The sequence below is a fragment of the Streptomyces sp. RKND-216 genome (assembly GCF_004795255.1).
GTDB classification, from domain to species: Bacteria; Actinomycetota; Actinomycetes; order Streptomycetales; family Streptomycetaceae; genus Streptomyces; species Streptomyces hazeniae.
In genome coordinates this window covers 842,155-858,790 of sequence record NZ_SSBQ01000002.1, presented here as the reverse complement: position 1 = coordinate 858,790, position 16,636 = coordinate 842,155, and the positions used below count along the sequence as shown (strand labels likewise).

The window sequence follows — 16,636 nt, the reverse complement described above, 5'->3', positions numbered from 1 at the left end:
GGGGGAATGGACCTGCGCATCTTCACCGAACCCCAGCAAGGCGCCGACTACGACACGCTTCTCGCCGTCGCCCGGGCCACCGAGGACCTCGGCTTCGACGCGTTCTTCCGCTCGGACCACTACCTGGCCATGGGGGACGCCGACGGCATGCCCGGCCCCACCGACGCCTGGACAACCCTGGCAGGGCTCGCCCGCGAGACCCGCCGCATCCGGCTCGGCACCCTGATGTCCGCAGCCACCTTCCGGCTGCCGGGGCCGCTGGCCATCCAGGTCGCCCAGGTGGACCAGATGTCCGGTGGGCGGGTCGAACTCGGCCTCGGATCGGGGTGGTTCGAGGGGGAGCACACGGCCTACGGCATTCCGTTTCCGAAAAAGAAGCTGGCGCGGCTGGAGGAGCAGCTCGCCGTCGTCACCGGCCTGTGGGCGACACCGGCGGGGCAGCGGTTCGACTACGACGGCGCGTACTACCGGCTCGCCGACTCCCCGGCACTGCCCAAGCCGGTCCAGCCGAAGATCCCGGTGCTGGTCGGCGGACTCGGCGAGAAGCGCACGCCCCGCCTGGCCGCCCGCTACGCCGACGAGTTCAACCTGCCCTTCACCCACCCCGACGACAGCGCCCGACGCTTCGCCCGGGTCCGGGAGGCGATGGCCGAAGCCGGACGGCAGCCGAACGAGCTGGTGTACTCCAACGCGCTGATCGTCTGCGTCGGGAAGGACGACGCGCAGGTCGCCCGCCGCGCCGCCGCCCTCGGGCGGGACGTCGGCGAGCTGAAGGAGAACGGCCTCACCGGCACACCGGAGGAGGTCGTCGACAAGATCGGCCGCTACCAGGAGGCCGGATCGTCCCGGATCTACCTTCAGGTGATGGATCTGCAGGACCTCGACCACCTGGAGCTGATCGCGTCCCGGGTGCAGAGCCGGCTGTCGTGAGCCTCCCCGCGCTCCCGCTCGCCGACGCCCTCGCCCGCGGTCCGGTCGTCCTCGACGGCGGGCTGTCCAACCAGCTTGAGGTGCAGGGCTGCGACCTGTCCGACGCGCTGTGGTCGGCGCGGTTGCTCGCGGACGGCCCGCACGAGATCGTGGCCGCGCACCGGGCGTACGTGCGGGCGGGAGCGCGGGTACTCATCACCGCGGGCTACCAGGCGTCCTTCGAGGGGTTCGCCCTCCGCGGCTTCTCCCGCGCGGAGGGCGCCGGCCTCTTCCGCCGCAGCGTCGCCCTCGCCCGCGAGGCGGCCGGGCCGACGCCGGTGCACGTCGCTGCCTCCGTCGGCCCGTACGGCGCGGTGCAGGCCGACGGCGGCGAGTACCGCGGCCGGTATGGGCTCACCGTGCGCGAGCTGGAGCGCTTCCACCGGCCGCGGATCGAGGCGCTCGCCGAGGCCGCGCCGGACGTGCTCGCCCTGGAGACCGTGCCGGACATGGACGAGGCGGAAGCCCTGCTGCGGGCGGCGGAAGGCACCGGCCTGCCGGTCTGGCTCAGCTACACCGTCGCCGGTGACCGCACCCGCGCAGGGCAGCCGCTGGCCGAAGCCTTCGACCTGCTCGCCGGCCACGACCAGGTCGTCGCGGCCGGCGTCAACTGCTGCGCCCCGCGCGACGCGGCCGACGCGGTCGCCCTCGCCGCCGCACGCACCGGCAAGCCCGTGGCCGTCTACCCCAACAGCGGCGAATGCTGGGACGCCGACGGGCACCGCTGGCACGGCGCGGTCTCCTTCGACCCGGGCGCCACGGCCGGCTGGGCCGCGCACGGCGCCCGTCTCCTCGGCGGCTGCTGCCGCGTCGGCCCGGCCCTCGTCGCCCGCCTCGCCGCCGCGCTCCGGCCCCCGCCGGACCGCGACCCCGGCCACCCCGGCTAGATCGGCCCCCCACCCCGGCTGGACAGAACAACTAGACCCGTTCGCCCGGGGCCGCCGCGGCCGGTTCGGGGGAGGCGGCCGCGGTGCGGGCGCGGGCGCGGCGGGAGAGGACCGCGATGGAGGCCAGGGAGAGCACGGACAGGGCCATGATGTAGCCGCCGACGGCCAGCGAGGTGCCGGTCGCCTCGAGCAGCAGCACCATGAGGAAGGGCGCCAGACCGCCACCGATCACTGCGGCGATCTGGTACCCGAGCGACGCGCCGGTGTAGCGCATCTCCGCGGTGAACAGCTCGGCGAACAGCGCCGCCTGCGGGCCGTACATGATGCTGAGGAAGCAACTGGTGACGAACGTGCCCACGGCCAGCCACCACAGCGAACCGGTGTCGATGAGCAGGAACATCGGAATCGCCCACATCAGCAGTCCGGCCGCGCCGACGGTGTAGACGCGCACCCGGCCGACGCGGTCGGACAGGGCGGCCGCAGCTGGGATCAGGACGAACTGGGTGAGGCTGACCAGCAGGGAGACGGTGAGCACCGCCCCGTGTTCCATGCCAAGTTCGCGGGTGGTGTAGTCGAGCACGCCGGTGATCACGATGTAGAACGTGGCGGTGTTCACCGCGAAGGAGGCGGCGGCGAGCAGCACGGTGCCGAGGTGGTGCCGCAGCACCTCGCGCAGCGGGGAGCGCGCCGCGTCCGTCTGCTTCTCCTGTTCCGCCAGCGCCCGTTCGGCGGCGCGGAACTCCGGCGTCTCCTCGACCCGGGTGTGGATGTACCAGGCGAGTACGAGGACGAGCAGGCCGACGCCGAAGGGGATGCGCCAGCCCCAGGCGGCGAAGGCGCTGCCGCTGGTCGTGCTCTCCACGACGAGGAAGACCACGTTGGAGGTCACCACGCCGATCGGCACGCCGAGTTGCACCAGGCTGCCGTACAGCCCGCGCCGCCCCTCGGGTGCGTACTCGGTCGCCATCAGCATCGCGCCGCCCCACTGTGCGCCCACCGCGACGCCCTGAAGGACGCGCAGCGCCACCAGCAGGATCGGTGCGGCGACGCCGATGGTGTCGTAGCCCGGCAGCAGGCCGATCGCGGTGGTGGCGAGGCCCATCACGGTCAGCGCCAGCACGAGCATGGGCTTGCGTCCCCGCTTGTCCCCGAGTTGGCCGGCGACGATGCCGCCGAGCGGGCGGGCCAGGAAGCCGACGGCGAACGTCGCGAAGGCGGCGAGGACGCCCGCCACCGGACTGCTGGAGGGGAAGAACTCGTCGCCCAGCACGAGCGCGGCGGCGATGCCGAAGATGAAGTAGTCGTACCACTCCACGGCGGACGCGGCCGCCGCGGCGGAGGCGACCTTGCGGCGGTGGGTGGTCGGCGAGTCGGCGGGGGAAGGCGGCGTGTTCTTCATCTATGCACGCTCCTGAAGGCCGTGGCCGGTGCTTCGGCCGGGAAGGGGGACCGGGGAGAAGGACCCGAGCTTCGAGTTCCGGGGAACGTACCGACCGGACGGTACGGGGTCAACGGTTCGTGCGCGGACCGCTTCCGGCCGCGGGGAGAACGGGTGGTCGGCGACGGGTGGCAGGGCGATACTCGAGCGCGTTTCCTGACGCTCTCCACCACCGGCACCGTCGAAAGGCCTGCCACCGACCTCGGGTTCCTGCTGAACAAGCACCCCGGGAAGGCCCAGGCGTTCGACACCTCCTGCGGCACCGCGCACGTCCTCTACCCCGAGGCCGACGAGCATCGCTGCACCGCCGCCCTGCTGCTGGAGGTCGACCCGTCCCCCTGGTGCGTCGCGGCCGCGGCAAGGGCCGGGGCGGCGCCCGGACTCCGCTCTCGCCCAGTACGTCAACGACCGCCCCTACGCGGCGTCCTCGCTGCTCGCCGTCGCGCTCGGCGCCGTCTTCCGCAGCGCGATGGCCGGACGCTGCCCGCAGCGCCCGGACAGTCCCGGCGTGCTGCGCCTGGTGATGGGCATGGTCGAGGCGGGCACCGCGCTGTGCGTGCCCGGCAACCACGAGAACAAGCTCGGCCGCTGGCTGGAGTGCCGCAAGGTGAAGGTGGCACACGGGCTGGCCGAACCGTCGAGCAGATGGAGAAGGAGGCCCAGGACGACCCGGAGTTCGCCGGGCGCGTCGGCACGTTCATCGACGGGCTGGTCAGCCACTACGTGCTGGACGGCGGCGCGCTGGTGGCGTGCCACGCGGGCCTGCCGGAGAAGTACCACCGCCGTACGTCCGGCCGGGTGCGGGCCCACGCGCTGTACGGCGAAACCACTAAACCACCGGTGAGACGGACGAGTTCGGTCTGCCGGTGCGCTACCCGTGGGCCGAGGACTACCGCGGCCGGGCGGCCGTCGTCTACGGCCACACGCCGGTGCCGCGCGCTTCCTGGGTCAACAACACCCTCTGCCAGGACACCGGCTGCGTGTTCGGCGGCGCCATGACGGCGCTGCGCTGGCCGGAGCGCGAATTGGCCGATGTGCCCGCCGAGCAGGTCTGGTACGAGCCGGTCCGCCCGCTCGCCACCGACGCGCCCGGAGGTGCGGACGGCCGTCCGCTGGACCTCACCGACCTGCACGGCCGCCGCATCGTGGAGACCCGGCACGCCGGACGGATCTCCGTGCGGGAGGAGAACGCGGCCGCCGCGCTGGAGGTGAGCCGGTTCGCGCTCGCGCCCGGGCTGGTGCCGTATCTGCCGCCGACGATGGCGCCGTGCGCCACCTCCCGCGAGGAAGGCTGGCTGGAGCACCCGGCCGAGGCCTTCGCGGGCCATCGCGCCGACGGTGCGCGGGAGGTGGTCTGCGAGGAGAAGCACATGGGCTCGCGGGCCGTGGCGCTGGTCTGCCGGGACGCGGCGACGGCCCGGGAGCGGTTCGGTGCCCGGGGGGACGTGCCCGGCCCGCTCTACACCCGTACCGGCCGGCCCTTCCTCGACGACGACGGGCTGACCGCCGCCGTGCCGCGGCGCGTGGCGCGCAGCGCCGAGGACGCCGGGCTGTGGGCGGAACTGGACACCGACTGGATGCTGCTGGACGCGGAGCTGATGCCGTGGTCGCTGAAGGCGGGCGGTCTGCTGCGTAACCAGTACGCCGCGGTCGGTGCGGCGGCCGGTGCGGTCTTCCCCGACGCGGTCGCCGCCGTGGCGGCGGCCGCCGCGCGCGGAGTGGACGTCGGTGGGCTGCTGGACCGGCAGCACGGCCGGGCCGCGGACGCGGCGGTGTTCACCGAGTCGGAGCCGGTCGACCCGCGTCTCTGACGCCGCCCGGTGGGCGGGGCCACGCCTGGCCCCGCCCACCGAGGAGACGTGCCGGCGTGTGATTTCCCCGGAATCCGTGCACGGTACCGGGCGGGAGCCGTCCGGTGGGGACAGGATGGGTCCATGGGATTCCATGTCGACTCCGAGGCCGGGCGGCTCCGCCGCGTCATCCTGCACCGGCCCGATCTCGAGCTGAAGCGGCTCACCCCCACGAACAAGGACGATCTCCTGTTCGATGACGTGCTCTGGGTGCGGCGGGCCCGGCAGGAGCACGACGCCTTCGCCGACGCCCTCCGCGACCGCGGTATCCAGGTGCACCTGTTCGGCGACCTGCTCACCGAGAGCCTCGCGCTGCCGCAGGCGCGGGAACTCGTGCTGGACCGGGTCTTCGACGAGCGCGAGTACGGGCCGCTTGCCACCGACCACCTGCGGGCGGCGTTCGACGCCCTCCCCACCCCGGAACTCGCGCAGGCGCTGATAGGGGGCATGACCAAGCGGGAGTTCCTCGAGCACCATCCGGAGCCGACCTCGGTCCGCTTCCACGTGATGGATCTGGACGATTTCCTGCTCGCCCCGCTGCCGAACCACCTCTTCACCCGGGACACCTCGGCCTGGGTCTACGACGGCGTCTCCATCAACGACATGCGCTGGGAGGCGCGGCGCCGCGAGACCGTGCACTTCGAGGCCATCTACCACCACCACCCGCTCTTCGCCGACAACGACTTCCACATCTGGTCCGACGGCCGCGGCTCGGCCTACCCCTCGACGATCGAGGGCGGCGACGTGCTGGTCATCGGCAATGGGGCGGTGCTGGTGGGCATGAGCGAGCGCACCACCCCGCAGGCGGTGGAGGCGCTCGCCCGGGGGCTCTTCGACGCCGGTTCGGCGACCAGCATCGTGGCGCTGGACATGCCGAAAGCGCGCGCCTTCATGCACCTCGACACCGTGATGACGATGATCGACGGCCGGTCCTTCACCCAGTACGAGGGTCTGGGGATGCTCCGCTCCTACACGATCGAGCCGGGGGGCGGGCCGGAACTCAAGGTCACCGATCACCCGCCGGAGCACATGCACCGGGCGATCGCCGCGTCGCTGGGGCTCGACTCGATCCGGGTGCTCACCCCGACGCAGGACGTGCACTCGGCGGAACGTGAGCAGTGGGACGACGGCTGCAACGTGCTGGCGGTCGAACCCGGCGTGGTGCTGGCGTACGAGCGTAACGTGACAACCAACACCTTCCTGCGCAAACAGGGCATCGAGGTGGTGGAGATCCCCGGCAGTGAGCTGGGCCGTGGCCGGGGCGGTCCCCGCTGCATGAGCTGCCCCGTCGAGCGGGATCCCGTCCCGTAGCGAATAGACATGCGGGGCGTCGTATACAATTACAGCCCAGGCTGATGTACGCGACTGAGGAGCCCTCCCATGGCGACAGATCTCACGGGCCGCCACTTCCTCAAGGAGGTGGACTTCACCCCCGGCGAGCTCCGCCACCTCGTCGACCTCGCCGCCCGACTCAAGGCCGAGCGGAAGGCGGGCACCGAGCAGCAGCGGCTCCGCGGGCGCAGCATCGTCCTGATCTTCGAGAAGGCCTCCACCCGCACCCGGTGCGCCTTCGAGGTGGCCGCCTCCCATCAGGGGGCGGCCACCACCTGCCTCGACCCGTCCGGCTCCCACCTCGGCCGCAAGGAGTCCGTGCGGGACACCGCGCGCGTGCTGGGGCGGATGTTCGATGCGCTGGAGTTCCGGGGCAGTGACCAGGCCGTCGCCGAGGAGCTGGCAGAGCACGCCGGTGTTCCGGTCTACAACGGGCTGACGGACGCCTGGCACCCCACCCAGCTGCTCGCCGACGTGCTCACCATGACGGAGCACTGCCCGAAGCCGATCGAGGCGATGGCGTACGCCTACCTCGGCGACGCCCGGAGCAACATGGGCAACTCCTCCCTGGTCACCGGCGCGCTGCTGGGCATGGACCTGCGGGTCGTCGCCCCGCGCGGGCTCTGGCCGGACGACGCGGTGATCGCGCGGGCCCGCGAGGTCGCCGCCACCACCGGCGCCCGCCTCACCCTCACCGAGGACGTCGCCGCAGGCGTGCGCGGCGCGGACTTCGTCGGCACGGACGTGTGGGTGTCGATGGGGGAGCCGGCCGACCTCTGGGACGAGCGCATCGCGCTGCTGCGGCCGTACGCCGTGACGGCGGAGGTGCTGCGGGCCACCGGCAACGACGACGTCCGCTTCCTGCACTGCCTGCCGGCGTTCCATGACCTCGGGACGACGATGGGGCAGGAGATCCACCAGCGGTACGGGCTGGAACACCTTGAGGTCAGCGACGAGGTCTTCGAGTCCGAGCGCTCCGTCGTCTTCGACCAGGCCGAGAACCGGATGCACACGATCAAGGCTGTGCTCGTCGCGACGCTGGCCGGCGACGCCGGCTGACGGCCCAGGTCCGGGGCGGGTCCCGGAAGAGCCCCGGACGGGTGCAGGTGTCCGGCGCGGTGTATCGCGTACCCATGACGACAGTCACGGAGAGGTGATACGTTCGCAAAGTCGGTCACCCCTGGGAGGGAGAACGCCCATGAGCCCGTTCACCGGTTCCGTCCGCGCGGCGGAGCGCTGGTCGCACCTCCGCGTCGTGGAGGACGACGGCGTCGTCACCGTCACCCTCGACCGGCCCGACAAGCTCAACGCGCTCACCTTCGAGGCGTACGCCGACCTCCGCGACCTGCTCGCCGAGCTGTCCCGCGAGCGGCGCGCCCGCGCCCTGGTGCTGGCGGGCGAGGGGCGTGGCTTCTGCTCCGGCGGCGACGTCGAGGAGATCATCGGCGAGACGCTGTCCCTGGACACCGCGCAGCTGCTCGACTTCAACCGCATGACCGGCCAGGTGGTGCGGGCCGTCCGGGAGGCGCCGTTCCCGGTGATCGCGGCCGTGCACGGCGTCGCCGCCGGTGCGGGCGCCGTCCTCGCCCTCGCGTCGGACTTCCGCGTCGCCGACCCCACCGCCCGCTTCGCGTTCCTCTTCACCAAGGTCGGCCTGTCGGGCGGCGACATGGGCGCCGCCTACCTGCTGCCCCGCGTGGTCGGCCTCGGTCACGCGACCCGCATCCTGATGCTGGGTGAGCCGGTACGCGCTCCCGAGGCCGAACGCATCGGGCTGATCAGCACGCTGACCGACGAGGGCGGCGCCCGGCAGGCCGCCGCCGAACTCGCCCGCCGCCTGGCCGACGGCCCGGCCCTCGCCCACGCGCAGACCAAGGCGCTGCTCACCGCGGAGCTGGACATGGGCCTGTCCGCCTCGGTCGAGATGGACGCCGCCACCCAGGCCCTGCTGATGAACAGCGAGGACTACGCGGAGTTCCACGCCTCCTTCACCGAGAAGCGGCCCCCCAAGTGGCAGGGCCGTTGAAGCCACCGGGAGGAAGACCCGGCAGCGGCAGGCGCCCGCCCCACACCCCAGGAGTCCCCATGCGCATCGCGGTCATCGGCGGCGGTCCCGGCGGCCTCTACGCCGCTGCGCTGCTCAAGCGCCTCGACCCGGCCCGCGAGGTCACCGTCCACGAACGCAACGCGCCCGACGACACCTTCGGCTTCGGGGTGGTGCTCTCCGACGAGACGCTCGGCGGCATCGAGAGCGCGGACCCGGTGGTGTACGCCGCGCTGCGGGACGAGTTCGTGCGCTGGGACGACATCGAGGTGGTGCACCGCGGCCGGAAGCTCACCTCCGGCGGCCACGGGTTCTCCGCTCTCAGCCGCCGCCGGCTGCTGGCCGTGCTGCACGAGCGCTGCCGCGACCTGGGCGTCGACCTGCGCTTCCGCTCCGAGGCCCCGGCCGCCGCGGAACTCGCCGCGTCGCACGACCTGGTGATCGCCGCCGACGGCGTGCACAGCGCCACCCGCGAGGCGTTCGCCGACGCCTTCGGCCCGGACCTGACCACGCACCGCTGCCGTTACATCTGGCTGGCCGCCGACTTCGCGCTCGACGCCTTCCGCTTCGAGATCGCCGAGACCGAACACGGCGTCATGCAGCTGCACGGCTACCCCTTCTCGGCCGGCGCCTCGACCGTGATCGTCGAGATGCGCGAGGAGGTCTGGCAGGCGGCCGGCCTCGACCGGATGGACGAGGCCGCCTCGGCGGCGTACTGCGCCAAGCTGTTCCCCGACACGCTCGGCGGACGGCCGCTGCGCGGCAACAACTCGCGGTGGATCGCCTTCCGCACCGTCGCCAACGCGCGCTGGTCGCACGAGAACGTCGTGCTGCTCGGGGACGCCGCGCACACCGCCCATTTCTCCATCGGCTCCGGCACCAAGCTGGCCGTCGAGGACGCCCTCGCGCTGGCGGCCTGCGTGGAGGAGAACACCACGCTGCCGGAAGCGCTCGCCGCGTACGAGGCCGAGCGGCGCCCGGTGGTGACGTCCACGCAGCGTGCCGCCCGCGCCAGCCTGGAGTGGTTCGAGGACCTGGCCACCTACACCGCCCAGCCGCCGTACCGCTTCGCTTTCAACCTGCTGACCCGCAGCCGCCGCGTCACCCACGACAACCTGCGGCTCCGCGACCCGGGCTTCGTGGCCGCCGTGGAACGGGAAGCCGGCGTGCCGGAGGGCACGCCGCCGATGTTCACCCCGTTCCGCCTCGGCCCGCTGGAACTGCGCAACCGGGTCGTGGTCTCGGCGATGGACATGTACTCGGCCGACGACGGCGTCCCCGGCGACTTCCACCTCGTCCACCTGGGTGGGCGCGCCCTCGGCGGCGCCGGGCTGGTGATGACCGAGATGGTGTGCGTGTCGCCGGACGGCCGGATCACGCCCGGCTGCACCGGCCTGTGGAACGACGCGCAGGCCGCTTCCTGGCAGCGGATCGCCGACTTCGTGCACACCCGCTCACCCGGCACCGCGCTCGGCGTGCAGCTGGGTCACTCCGGGCGCAAGGGCTCCACCCGGCTGATGTGGGAGGGCATAGACGACCCGCTGCCGGACGGCAACTGGCCGGTGGTCGCCCCGTCCCCGCTGCCCTACCGCGACGGCGTCAACCAGGTGCCCCGCGCGCTGGAGGTCTCCGAACTCGCCGGTCTGCGCGACCAGTTCGTCGACGCGGCGCGGCGCGCTGTCGAAGCGGGGTTCGACCTGCTGGAGCTGCACTGCGCGCACGGCTACCTGCTGTCGAGCTTCCTCTCGCCGCTGACCAACCGCCGCACCGACGCCTACGGCGGCGACGTCCGGGGACGGCTGCGGTTCCCGCTGGAGGTCTTCGACGCGGTCCGCGAGGTGTGGCCCGAGGACCGCGCGCTCACCGTCCGCATCTCCGCCACCGACTGGGCCGAGGGCGGCACGAGTTCCGAGGACACCCTGGCCGTCGCGCGGGCGTTCGCCGAACACGGCGCCGACGCGATCGACGTGTCCACCGGACAGGTCGTCTCCGAGGAGAGGCCCGACTACGGGCGCTCGTACCAGACGCCGTACGCCGACCGCATCCGCAACGGCCTCGGCGTGCCCGTGATCGCGGTCGGCGCGATCTCCTCCTGGGACGACGTCAACTCGCTGCTGCTCGCCGGACGTGCGGATCTCTGCGCGCTGGCCCGGCCGCACCTGTACGACCCGCACTGGTCGCTGCACGCCGCCGCCGACCAGGACTACGCCGGGCCCGGCGCGCCCTGGCCGCAGCAGTACCGGGCTGGTAGCCGCAAGCCGCCCACCGGACGCACGGACGCGCCGAAGCAGCGGCTCACGCTGTGACCCCCCGGCGAGGTCGTGCGAGGCGTCCGGCCGGAGGTCACTCGTCCTCGTCCCACCAGCGCTCGCCCGGCTCCCGCCGGTTGCCGACGATCACCGCGGCCGGCGGCAGGGCCATCGCCACCACGCACAGGGCGATCGCGGCCGGCACGGACCACAGCCGCACGAACGCCCACGCGCTGACGAAGAGCACCAGCGCGGCCGTCATCATCGCGAAGTAGCGCCGTCTGCGCCGTGTCGCCGGGTCCACACCTCCACTCTCGCACCGGCCCGCCCGGCGCGGAAACCGGACACCGCCGGGCCCGCGCGGGGGTCCGTTACGCTGACGTGCGCACGGCAGGACGGCGGGAGTGACGGCTGCCGGACCACGGACGGGGCGCACCGGGTGAGGACGCGAGAGGGCGGCACGGGGGCGGCGACCCGCGGCACGGGGGCGTCGATCCGCAGCACGGTGCGCCGGGTCGCGGCCGGACTGCTGGGCCTGCTCGTCCTCCTCCTCGGCCTCGGGCTCCTCGCCGCCGGATATCTGGAGGGGCCCGCGAAGCTCGACGGCGGCACGCCGGGCACCGTCACGGTCGAGCGGTGCGATCCCCGTTCCTTCGAGGACGCGGTCTGCACCGGCGTCTTCCGCTCCCACGACGGCGAGGTCCGCCACCGGGCCGAGGACTTCCGGCCGGGCGCCCCGCACGACCCCGGGGAGGAGGTGGAAGCGGTGTCGCTGTCCCCGGAGCGGTTCGCACCAGCGGCACGCGTCCTCTGGGCCCAGGCGGCCAATCTGGTGTGCTTCGGGGTGGCGCTGTGCGGCGTGGCGCTGTTCCTGCTGAGCGGCGCGTTCCGCCCGGTGGGGCGGGCCCGCAGCCGCGCCACTGGCCTGACCGGGCGCGTCCTGGTGGTGGGCGGTCTGGCGGGCACCGGCGTCGGCGCGATCGTCGCCGCCGTCCTGGCCTGAGGCGGTCCTGCCGCGGCCCGGGGGAGCGTCCCGCGCCCGCCGGACAGGCCCTAACCGCAGGCGCGGAGGACCGAGGCCGCGTACTCCGCGCCCGGCCCGCGCAGCTTCGCGTCGAGGGCGTGGAAGACCTCTGCGGCACGTTCGCCCGGCCAGTCCTCCGGGAGCAGACCGGAGGGCAGGCCCGGGTCGGCGTACGGCAGCCGCCGCCAGGCGTCCAGCGCGGGAAGGTAGTCGCGGTACGCCTCCTCCGGCGCCACCTTCCGGCGCCGCGCCCACGCGTGCAGCACCGGTTCCTGGGCGTGGAGGAAGTCGCGGTGCAGGGACGCGAGGGCGTCCAGGTCCCACCATCGCGCCACCGCCTCGTGCGTCGGCTCGAAGCCGGTGTGCACGCCCCGGAAGAGGTCGACGTACGCGGTGAGGCCGAGCCGCTCCAGGGTGTGCCGGGTCTCCTCCTCCAGGTGGGCGGGCGCGATCCAGATGCCCGGTGCGGCGTTGCCGAAGCCGAGCCGGGCGAGCCGCGAGCGCAGCAGGTGCCGCCGCTGCCGTTCCCGTTCGGGGACGGAGAACACCGCGAGCAGCCATGCGCCGTCGGCGGCCGGGCAGGGCCGGTCGTAGATGCGCCGGTCGCCGTCGGCGAGCACCTGGCGTGCCGCGTCCGAGGGCGCGTACGCCGCGGCGCGGCTGCCCGCGCGGTCGGCGACCAGCAGCCCGCGCCGTTTCAGCCGGGAGACCGCGGACCGCACGGACGGCGCGTCCACCCCGACCGTGGCGAGCAGCCGGATCAGCGCCGCGACGGGCACGCTGCCGGCCGGGGCGCCGCCGTCCGGTTCCTCGCCGTTTCCGGGGGTGCCGGAGCCCCCGGCAGTGCCGGGCCGTCCGTACGCGCCGAAGAACGTCAGGATCAGGGAACCGGGGGAGGAGGGCTGGGCCACGCCTTCACTCTAGCCAGCCCGCTCCTGCGCCCGCTCCTCCGCTCTCCCCTCCGGCTGTGCGGGAGCCTCCCGCAGCCGGAAGCGCTGGAGCTTCCCGGTCGGAGTGCGCGGCAGCGCGTCGGCGAAGACGATCTCCTTCGGGCACTTGAACGGGGTCAGCTCCTCCTTGGTGAAGGCGCGCAGCCGGTCCACGGTGTCCGTGCCGCGCGGCACGCCCTCCCGGAGCACCACGTGGGCGACCACGGTCTGCCCGCGTTCCTCGTCCGCGCGGCCGACGACCGCGACCTCCTCCACGTCGGGGTGGCGCAGCAGGGCGCCCTCGACCTCCGGACCGGCGATGTTGTAGCCCGCCGAGATGATCATGTCGTCCGCCCGGGCGACGTAGCGGAAGTAGCCGCCCGCCTCGCGCACGTAGGTGTCGCCGGTGAGGTTCCAGCCGCCGCGCACGTAGTTCTGCTGCCGCGGGTCGGCCAGGTAGCGGCAGCCCACCGGGCCGCGCACGGCCAGCAGCCCCGGCTCGCCGTCCGGGACGGGGGTGGTGCCGTCCTCGCCCACGACCCGCGCTTCGAAGCCGGGCACCGGGCGGCCGGTGGTGCCGGGCCGGATGGCGTCGTCGGCCGCGGAGATGAAGATGTGCAGCATCTCCGTGGCCCCGATCCCGTCGATGAGCCGCAGCCCGGTGCGCTCCCGCCATGCCTCCCAGGTGGCCGCGGGCAGGTGCTCGCCCGCCGAGACGCAGCGGCGCAGCGAGGTGACGTCCCAGGGCTCGCCGCGCGCCTCGCCGTCCGCGAGCTTCCCCAGGATCGCCCGGTAGGCGGTCGGCGCGGTGAACAGCACCGACACCCGGTGGCGTTGCACGGCGGCGAGCATCTGGTCGGGGCCGTTCCACTGCTGGAGCAGCGCGGCGGCGCCGACCCGCAGCGGGAAGAGCACCAGGCCGCCCAGGCCGAAGGTGAAGCCCAGTGGCGGACTGCCGGAGAACAGGTCGTCCGGCTCCGGGCGCAGCACGTGTGCGGAGAAGCTGTCGGCGACGGCGAGCACGTCGCGGTGGAAGTGCATGCAGCCCTTGGGGCGCCCGGTGGTGCCGGAGGTGAAGGCGATGAGCGCGACGTCGTCCGCGGCCGTGGCCACCGCGCCGTAGGGCCGGCCCGCCCAGGGCCGGGTCAGCCGGTCCAGGTCGTCGGGGGAGCCGCCGCCGAAGGGGGTGACGCGCAGGCCGGGCACGTCCGCCTTGACCAGGTCGTCCAGCGTGGCGGCGTCGCACAGGGCGTGACCGACCTCGGCGATCTCGCAGATGGTCCGCAGCTCGTGGGAGCGCTGTGCGGCGAGCACGGTGACGGCGACGGCTCCGGCCTTCATCACCGCCAGCCAGCAGGCGGCCAGCTCGGGCGTGGTGGGCCCGCGCAGCAGCACCCGGTTGCCGGGTACAACGCCGAGGTCGCTGGTCAGCACGTGGGCGATGGCGTCCACCCGGTCGCGCAGCTCGCCGTAGGACCAGGAGGCGTCGTCGGTCATGAAGGCGCGGCGGTCGGCGCCGAGCCGTTCCACCGTGCGGTCCAGCAGTTCGGCCCCGCAGTTCAGGCGGTCCGGGTACCGCAGCTCGGGCAGGTCGAAGACGAGCTCCGGCCAGTGCTCCCGGGGCGGCAGGTGGTCGCGGGCGAAGGTGTCGACGTGGGCGGACGGGATCGGTTCCATGACGGTCGTGCCCCCTTGCGGCGGTCCCCGAAGGTGGTGGGTCAGGGCTCCCCGCGGGCCTGTCACGGGCCTTCTCACGGTGGAGCACTGGCGTGCCCGGATGCGGATGAGCGTAACGTGTGCGTGACGACAGTCAACGGTCCGCGATAAAGGAGGCGTCGCCGATGCGGGCGTTCGCGCTGGAGCCGGAGCAACAGCAGTGGTGCGAGGAGCTGCGGGCGCTGGCCGCGGAGCGGCTCCGGCCGCTGGCGGCCGAGCACGGCGAGCGGCCGGGGGTGAACCGGGCGCTCGTCGCCGCCCTGGGCGACACCGGCCTGCTGGAACGGGTCTTCCCGGCCGACGGCTCCCCGGCCCGCGCGATGGACCTGTGCCTGCTGCGCGAGTCGCTCGCGCACGGCTGCACCGAGGCCGAGACCGCCCTCGCCCTCCAGGGGCTGGGCGCCTACCCGCTCGCCCTGTCCGGCACGGACGAGCAGCGGGCGCGGTGGCTGCCCGATGTGGCCGCCGGGCGCGCCGTGGCGGCCTTCGCGCTGAGCGAGCCGGGCGCCGGCTCGGACGCCGCAGCGCTGTCCCTGGCCGCGGTGCCGGCCGGTGACGGCTGGGAGCTGCGCGGCACCAAGACCTGGATCTCCAATGCACCCCATGCCGACGTCTACTCCGTCTTCGCCCGCACCACCGACGGTGCCGGCGCGCGCGGCGTGACCGCGTTCCTCGTCCCGGCCGGGCGTCCCGGACTCACCGGCGAGCCGCTGCGGATGCTTTCCCCGCACCCCATCGGCACCCTCACCTTCGACGGGGTGCCGGTCACCGGCGCCGACGTACTGGGCACGGTCGACGAGGGCTTCGGCGTCGCCATGCGGACCCTCAACCTCTTCCGCCCCAGCGTGGGCGCGTTCGCCGTGGGCATGGCGCAGTCCGCGCTGGACGCCGCGGTCGCGCACGCCGGTAGCCGTACCGCCTTCGGCGGCGCGCTGCGCGAACTCCAGGCCGTGTCCCACCAGCTCGCCGAGATGGCCACCCGGATCGAGGCGGCACGGCTGCTGGTGTACGCCGCCGCGGCCGCGTACGACCGCGGCGAGGAGGGCATCGCGCGCCGGGCGGCGATGGCGAAACTGCTGGCCACCGAGACCGCCCAGTACGCCGTGGACACCGCGGTCCAGATCCATGGCGCCGCCGCCCTCCAGCACGGACATCTCCTGGAACACCTGTATCGCGAGGTGCGTGCCCCGCGCATCTACGAGGGTGCGACCGAGGTACAGCGCTCGATCATCGCCAAGGAGCTCTACGCATGACACTCGAACGTGTGAACCCCGGCGAGCTGGCGCCGCCCACCGGCTTTTCGCATGCCGTGGCCGTCACCGGCTCCCGCCTGGTGTTCCTCGCCGGTCAGACCGCCCTGGACGGCACGGGGAGGATCACCGGGGACGACCTGCCCGCGCAGTTCCGGCAGGCCCTCGGCAACCTCCTCACGGCGCTGCGCGCCTCCGGTGGCACGCCCGCCGGCCTGACCCGCGTCACCGTCTACACCACCGACGTCGGCGCCTACCGCGCCCACGCCCGCGAACTCGGCCGCATCTGGCGGGAACTGGCCGGGCGCGACTACCCGGCGATGGCGCTGATCGGCGTCGTGCGGCTGTGGGACGAGGAGGCGCTGGTCGAACTGGACGGCATCGCCGTCCTCGACTGACAGCCCGAGCCGACGGCCCGGGGCCCCGCCGCCCCGGCCGTCACCCCGTCGCCGGCCCGGGCACTCCGCCCGCCGGGGCCGCCCCGCGCGTCAGCTCGGCTCCACGGCGGCCGCGTCCATCCACATGACCTCCCACTGGTGGCCGTCCGGGTCCTGGAAGCTGCGGCCGTACATGTACCCCTCGTCCATCGGCTCGTTCGCCGGGCTGCCACCGCTCGCCAGGGCCTTGTCGGCGAGTTCGTCGACCGCGGCGCGGCTCTCCAGGCCCAGCGCCACGATCGCCTCGGTGGTCTTCGTCGCGTCGGCGATCTCCTTCTTGGTGAATCCCTTGAAGTAGGGCTCGACCAGCAGCATCGCGTAGATCCCGTTGTCCTTGTCGATCTCCATCGCGGTGGCGTTCTCGTCGGTGAACTGCTTGTTGAAGGTGAAGCCCAGCTTGCCGAAGAACTCCACGGACCGGTTCAGGTCCTTCACCGGGAGGTTCACGAAGATCATCTTGCTCATGGTGGACGCCCTCTCTCCTGCGCTGCCCGGCCCCGGACGGGCCCGG

The 16,636-nt window shown here is 73.5% G+C and carries 14 protein-coding genes and 1 pseudogene; 10 read left to right on the top strand and 5 right to left on the bottom strand.

All coding sequences use genetic code 11. The features are described from left to right. Positions 1-6 precede the first annotated feature (6 nt). Positions 7-930 carry an LLM class F420-dependent oxidoreductase gene (locus E4198_RS03900; protein WP_136181914.1) on the top strand — a complete coding sequence of 308 codons (924 nt, stop codon included), beginning with the start codon at positions 7-9 and terminating at the stop codon, positions 928-930. Beyond that, positions 927-1,856 (top strand): homocysteine S-methyltransferase, encoded by a 930-nt coding sequence (mmuM, locus tag E4198_RS03895; protein WP_136181913.1) that lies wholly within the window; start codon positions 927-929, stop codon positions 1,854-1,856. The genes E4198_RS03900 and mmuM overlap by 4 nt, the downstream gene beginning before the upstream one ends. Positions 1,857-1,887: 31 nt before the next feature. Here the strand turns inward: mmuM and E4198_RS03890 are convergent, their stop codons facing one another. Then, positions 1,888-3,255 (bottom strand): MFS transporter, encoded by a 1,368-nt coding sequence (locus E4198_RS03890; RefSeq protein ID WP_136181912.1) that lies wholly within the window; start codon positions 3,253-3,255, stop codon positions 1,888-1,890. Positions 3,256-3,408: 153 nt separating this feature from the next. Between E4198_RS03890 and E4198_RS03885 the strand changes: the two are divergent. The 5 genes and pseudogenes from E4198_RS03885 to E4198_RS03865 all read left to right on the top strand — a co-directional run. After that, a pseudogene (locus tag E4198_RS03885) lies at positions 3,409-5,081 on the top strand (hypothetical protein); the annotation flags it as partial. 147 nt (positions 5,082-5,228) lie between these two features. Beyond that, positions 5,229-6,455: an arginine deiminase gene (locus tag E4198_RS03880; protein WP_136181911.1), complete on the top strand. Its 1,227-nt coding sequence runs from the start codon at positions 5,229-5,231 to the stop codon at positions 6,453-6,455. A gap of 69 nt (positions 6,456-6,524) precedes the next feature. Further along, complete coding sequence (argF, locus tag E4198_RS03875) at positions 6,525-7,535, top strand: ornithine carbamoyltransferase (protein WP_136181910.1); 1,011 nt, start codon at positions 6,525-6,527, stop codon at positions 7,533-7,535. 139 nt (positions 7,536-7,674) lie between these two features. Beyond that, positions 7,675-8,502 carry an enoyl-CoA hydratase family protein gene (locus E4198_RS03870; RefSeq protein WP_136181909.1) on the top strand — a complete coding sequence of 276 codons (828 nt, stop codon included), beginning with the start codon at positions 7,675-7,677 and terminating at the stop codon, positions 8,500-8,502. Positions 8,503-8,561: 59 nt separating this feature from the next. Continuing rightward, complete coding sequence (locus E4198_RS03865; protein WP_136181908.1) at positions 8,562-10,826, top strand: bifunctional salicylyl-CoA 5-hydroxylase/oxidoreductase; 2,265 nt, start codon at positions 8,562-8,564, stop codon at positions 10,824-10,826. A gap of 37 nt (positions 10,827-10,863) precedes the next feature. On the opposite strand, the gene E4198_RS25290 is transcribed toward E4198_RS03865, so the two are convergent. Next, positions 10,864-11,073: a DUF3099 domain-containing protein gene (locus tag E4198_RS25290; protein ID WP_037789456.1), complete on the bottom strand. Its 210-nt coding sequence runs from the start codon at positions 11,071-11,073 to the stop codon at positions 10,864-10,866. A gap of 135 nt (positions 11,074-11,208) precedes the next feature. On the opposite strand from E4198_RS25290, the gene E4198_RS03855 reads away from it, so the two are divergent. After that, positions 11,209-11,772 carry a hypothetical protein gene (locus E4198_RS03855; RefSeq protein WP_136181906.1) on the top strand — a complete coding sequence of 188 codons (564 nt, stop codon included), beginning with the start codon at positions 11,209-11,211 and terminating at the stop codon, positions 11,770-11,772. Between the two features lie 50 nt (positions 11,773-11,822). Here E4198_RS03855 and E4198_RS03850 read toward each other — a convergent pair whose 3' ends face one another. Continuing rightward, complete coding sequence (locus E4198_RS03850; RefSeq protein WP_136181905.1) at positions 11,823-12,704, bottom strand: PaaX family transcriptional regulator C-terminal domain-containing protein; 882 nt, start codon at positions 12,702-12,704, stop codon at positions 11,823-11,825. Between the two features lie 9 nt (positions 12,705-12,713). Next, positions 12,714-14,399, bottom strand: a complete 1,686-nt coding sequence (locus E4198_RS03845) for an AMP-binding protein (protein ID WP_136181904.1) — start codon at positions 14,397-14,399, stop codon at positions 12,714-12,716. 164 nt (positions 14,400-14,563) lie between these two features. On the opposite strand from E4198_RS03845, the gene E4198_RS03840 reads away from it, so the two are divergent. Together E4198_RS03840 and E4198_RS03835 are read left to right on the top strand one after the other, a co-directional pair. Further along, the gene (locus E4198_RS03840) at positions 14,564-15,691 is read left to right on the top strand and encodes an acyl-CoA dehydrogenase family protein (protein ID WP_136181903.1); all 1,128 of its coding nucleotides are present in this window, start codon (positions 14,564-14,566) and stop codon (positions 15,689-15,691) included. Further along, positions 15,688-16,086, top strand: coding sequence for a RidA family protein (locus tag E4198_RS03835; protein ID WP_027763241.1), 399 nt, complete (start codon positions 15,688-15,690; stop codon positions 16,084-16,086). Before E4198_RS03840 ends, E4198_RS03835 begins: the two co-directional genes overlap by 4 nt. A 90-nt stretch (positions 16,087-16,176) precedes the next feature. Here E4198_RS03835 and E4198_RS03830 read toward each other — a convergent pair whose 3' ends face one another. Then, a complete protein-coding gene (locus E4198_RS03830; RefSeq protein WP_136181902.1) occupies positions 16,177-16,590 on the bottom strand; it encodes a VOC family protein in 414 nt (137 codons plus the stop codon). Positions 16,591-16,636 lie beyond the last annotated feature (46 nt).

Coding starts and splice junctions, on each gene's coding strand:
- argF (WP_136181910.1), top strand. CDS start 6,525: ATGGCGACAGATCTCACGGGCCGCCACTTCCTCAAGGAGGTGGACTTC.
- E4198_RS03840 (WP_136181903.1), top strand. CDS start 14,564: ATGCGGGCGTTCGCGCTGGAGCCGGAGCAACAGCAGTGGTGCGAGGAG.
- E4198_RS03890 (WP_136181912.1), bottom strand. CDS start 3,255: ATGAAGAACACGCCGCCTTCCCCCGCCGACTCGCCGACCACCCACCGC.
- E4198_RS03830 (WP_136181902.1), bottom strand. CDS start 16,590: ATGAGCAAGATGATCTTCGTGAACCTCCCGGTGAAGGACCTGAACCGG.
- E4198_RS03880 (WP_136181911.1), top strand. CDS start 5,229: ATGGGATTCCATGTCGACTCCGAGGCCGGGCGGCTCCGCCGCGTCATC.
- E4198_RS03900 (WP_136181914.1), top strand. CDS start 7: ATGGACCTGCGCATCTTCACCGAACCCCAGCAAGGCGCCGACTACGAC.
- E4198_RS03835 (WP_027763241.1), top strand. CDS start 15,688: ATGACACTCGAACGTGTGAACCCCGGCGAGCTGGCGCCGCCCACCGGC.
- E4198_RS03870 (WP_136181909.1), top strand. CDS start 7,675: ATGAGCCCGTTCACCGGTTCCGTCCGCGCGGCGGAGCGCTGGTCGCAC.
- E4198_RS03865 (WP_136181908.1), top strand. CDS start 8,562: ATGCGCATCGCGGTCATCGGCGGCGGTCCCGGCGGCCTCTACGCCGCT.
- E4198_RS03845 (WP_136181904.1), bottom strand. CDS start 14,399: ATGGAACCGATCCCGTCCGCCCACGTCGACACCTTCGCCCGCGACCAC.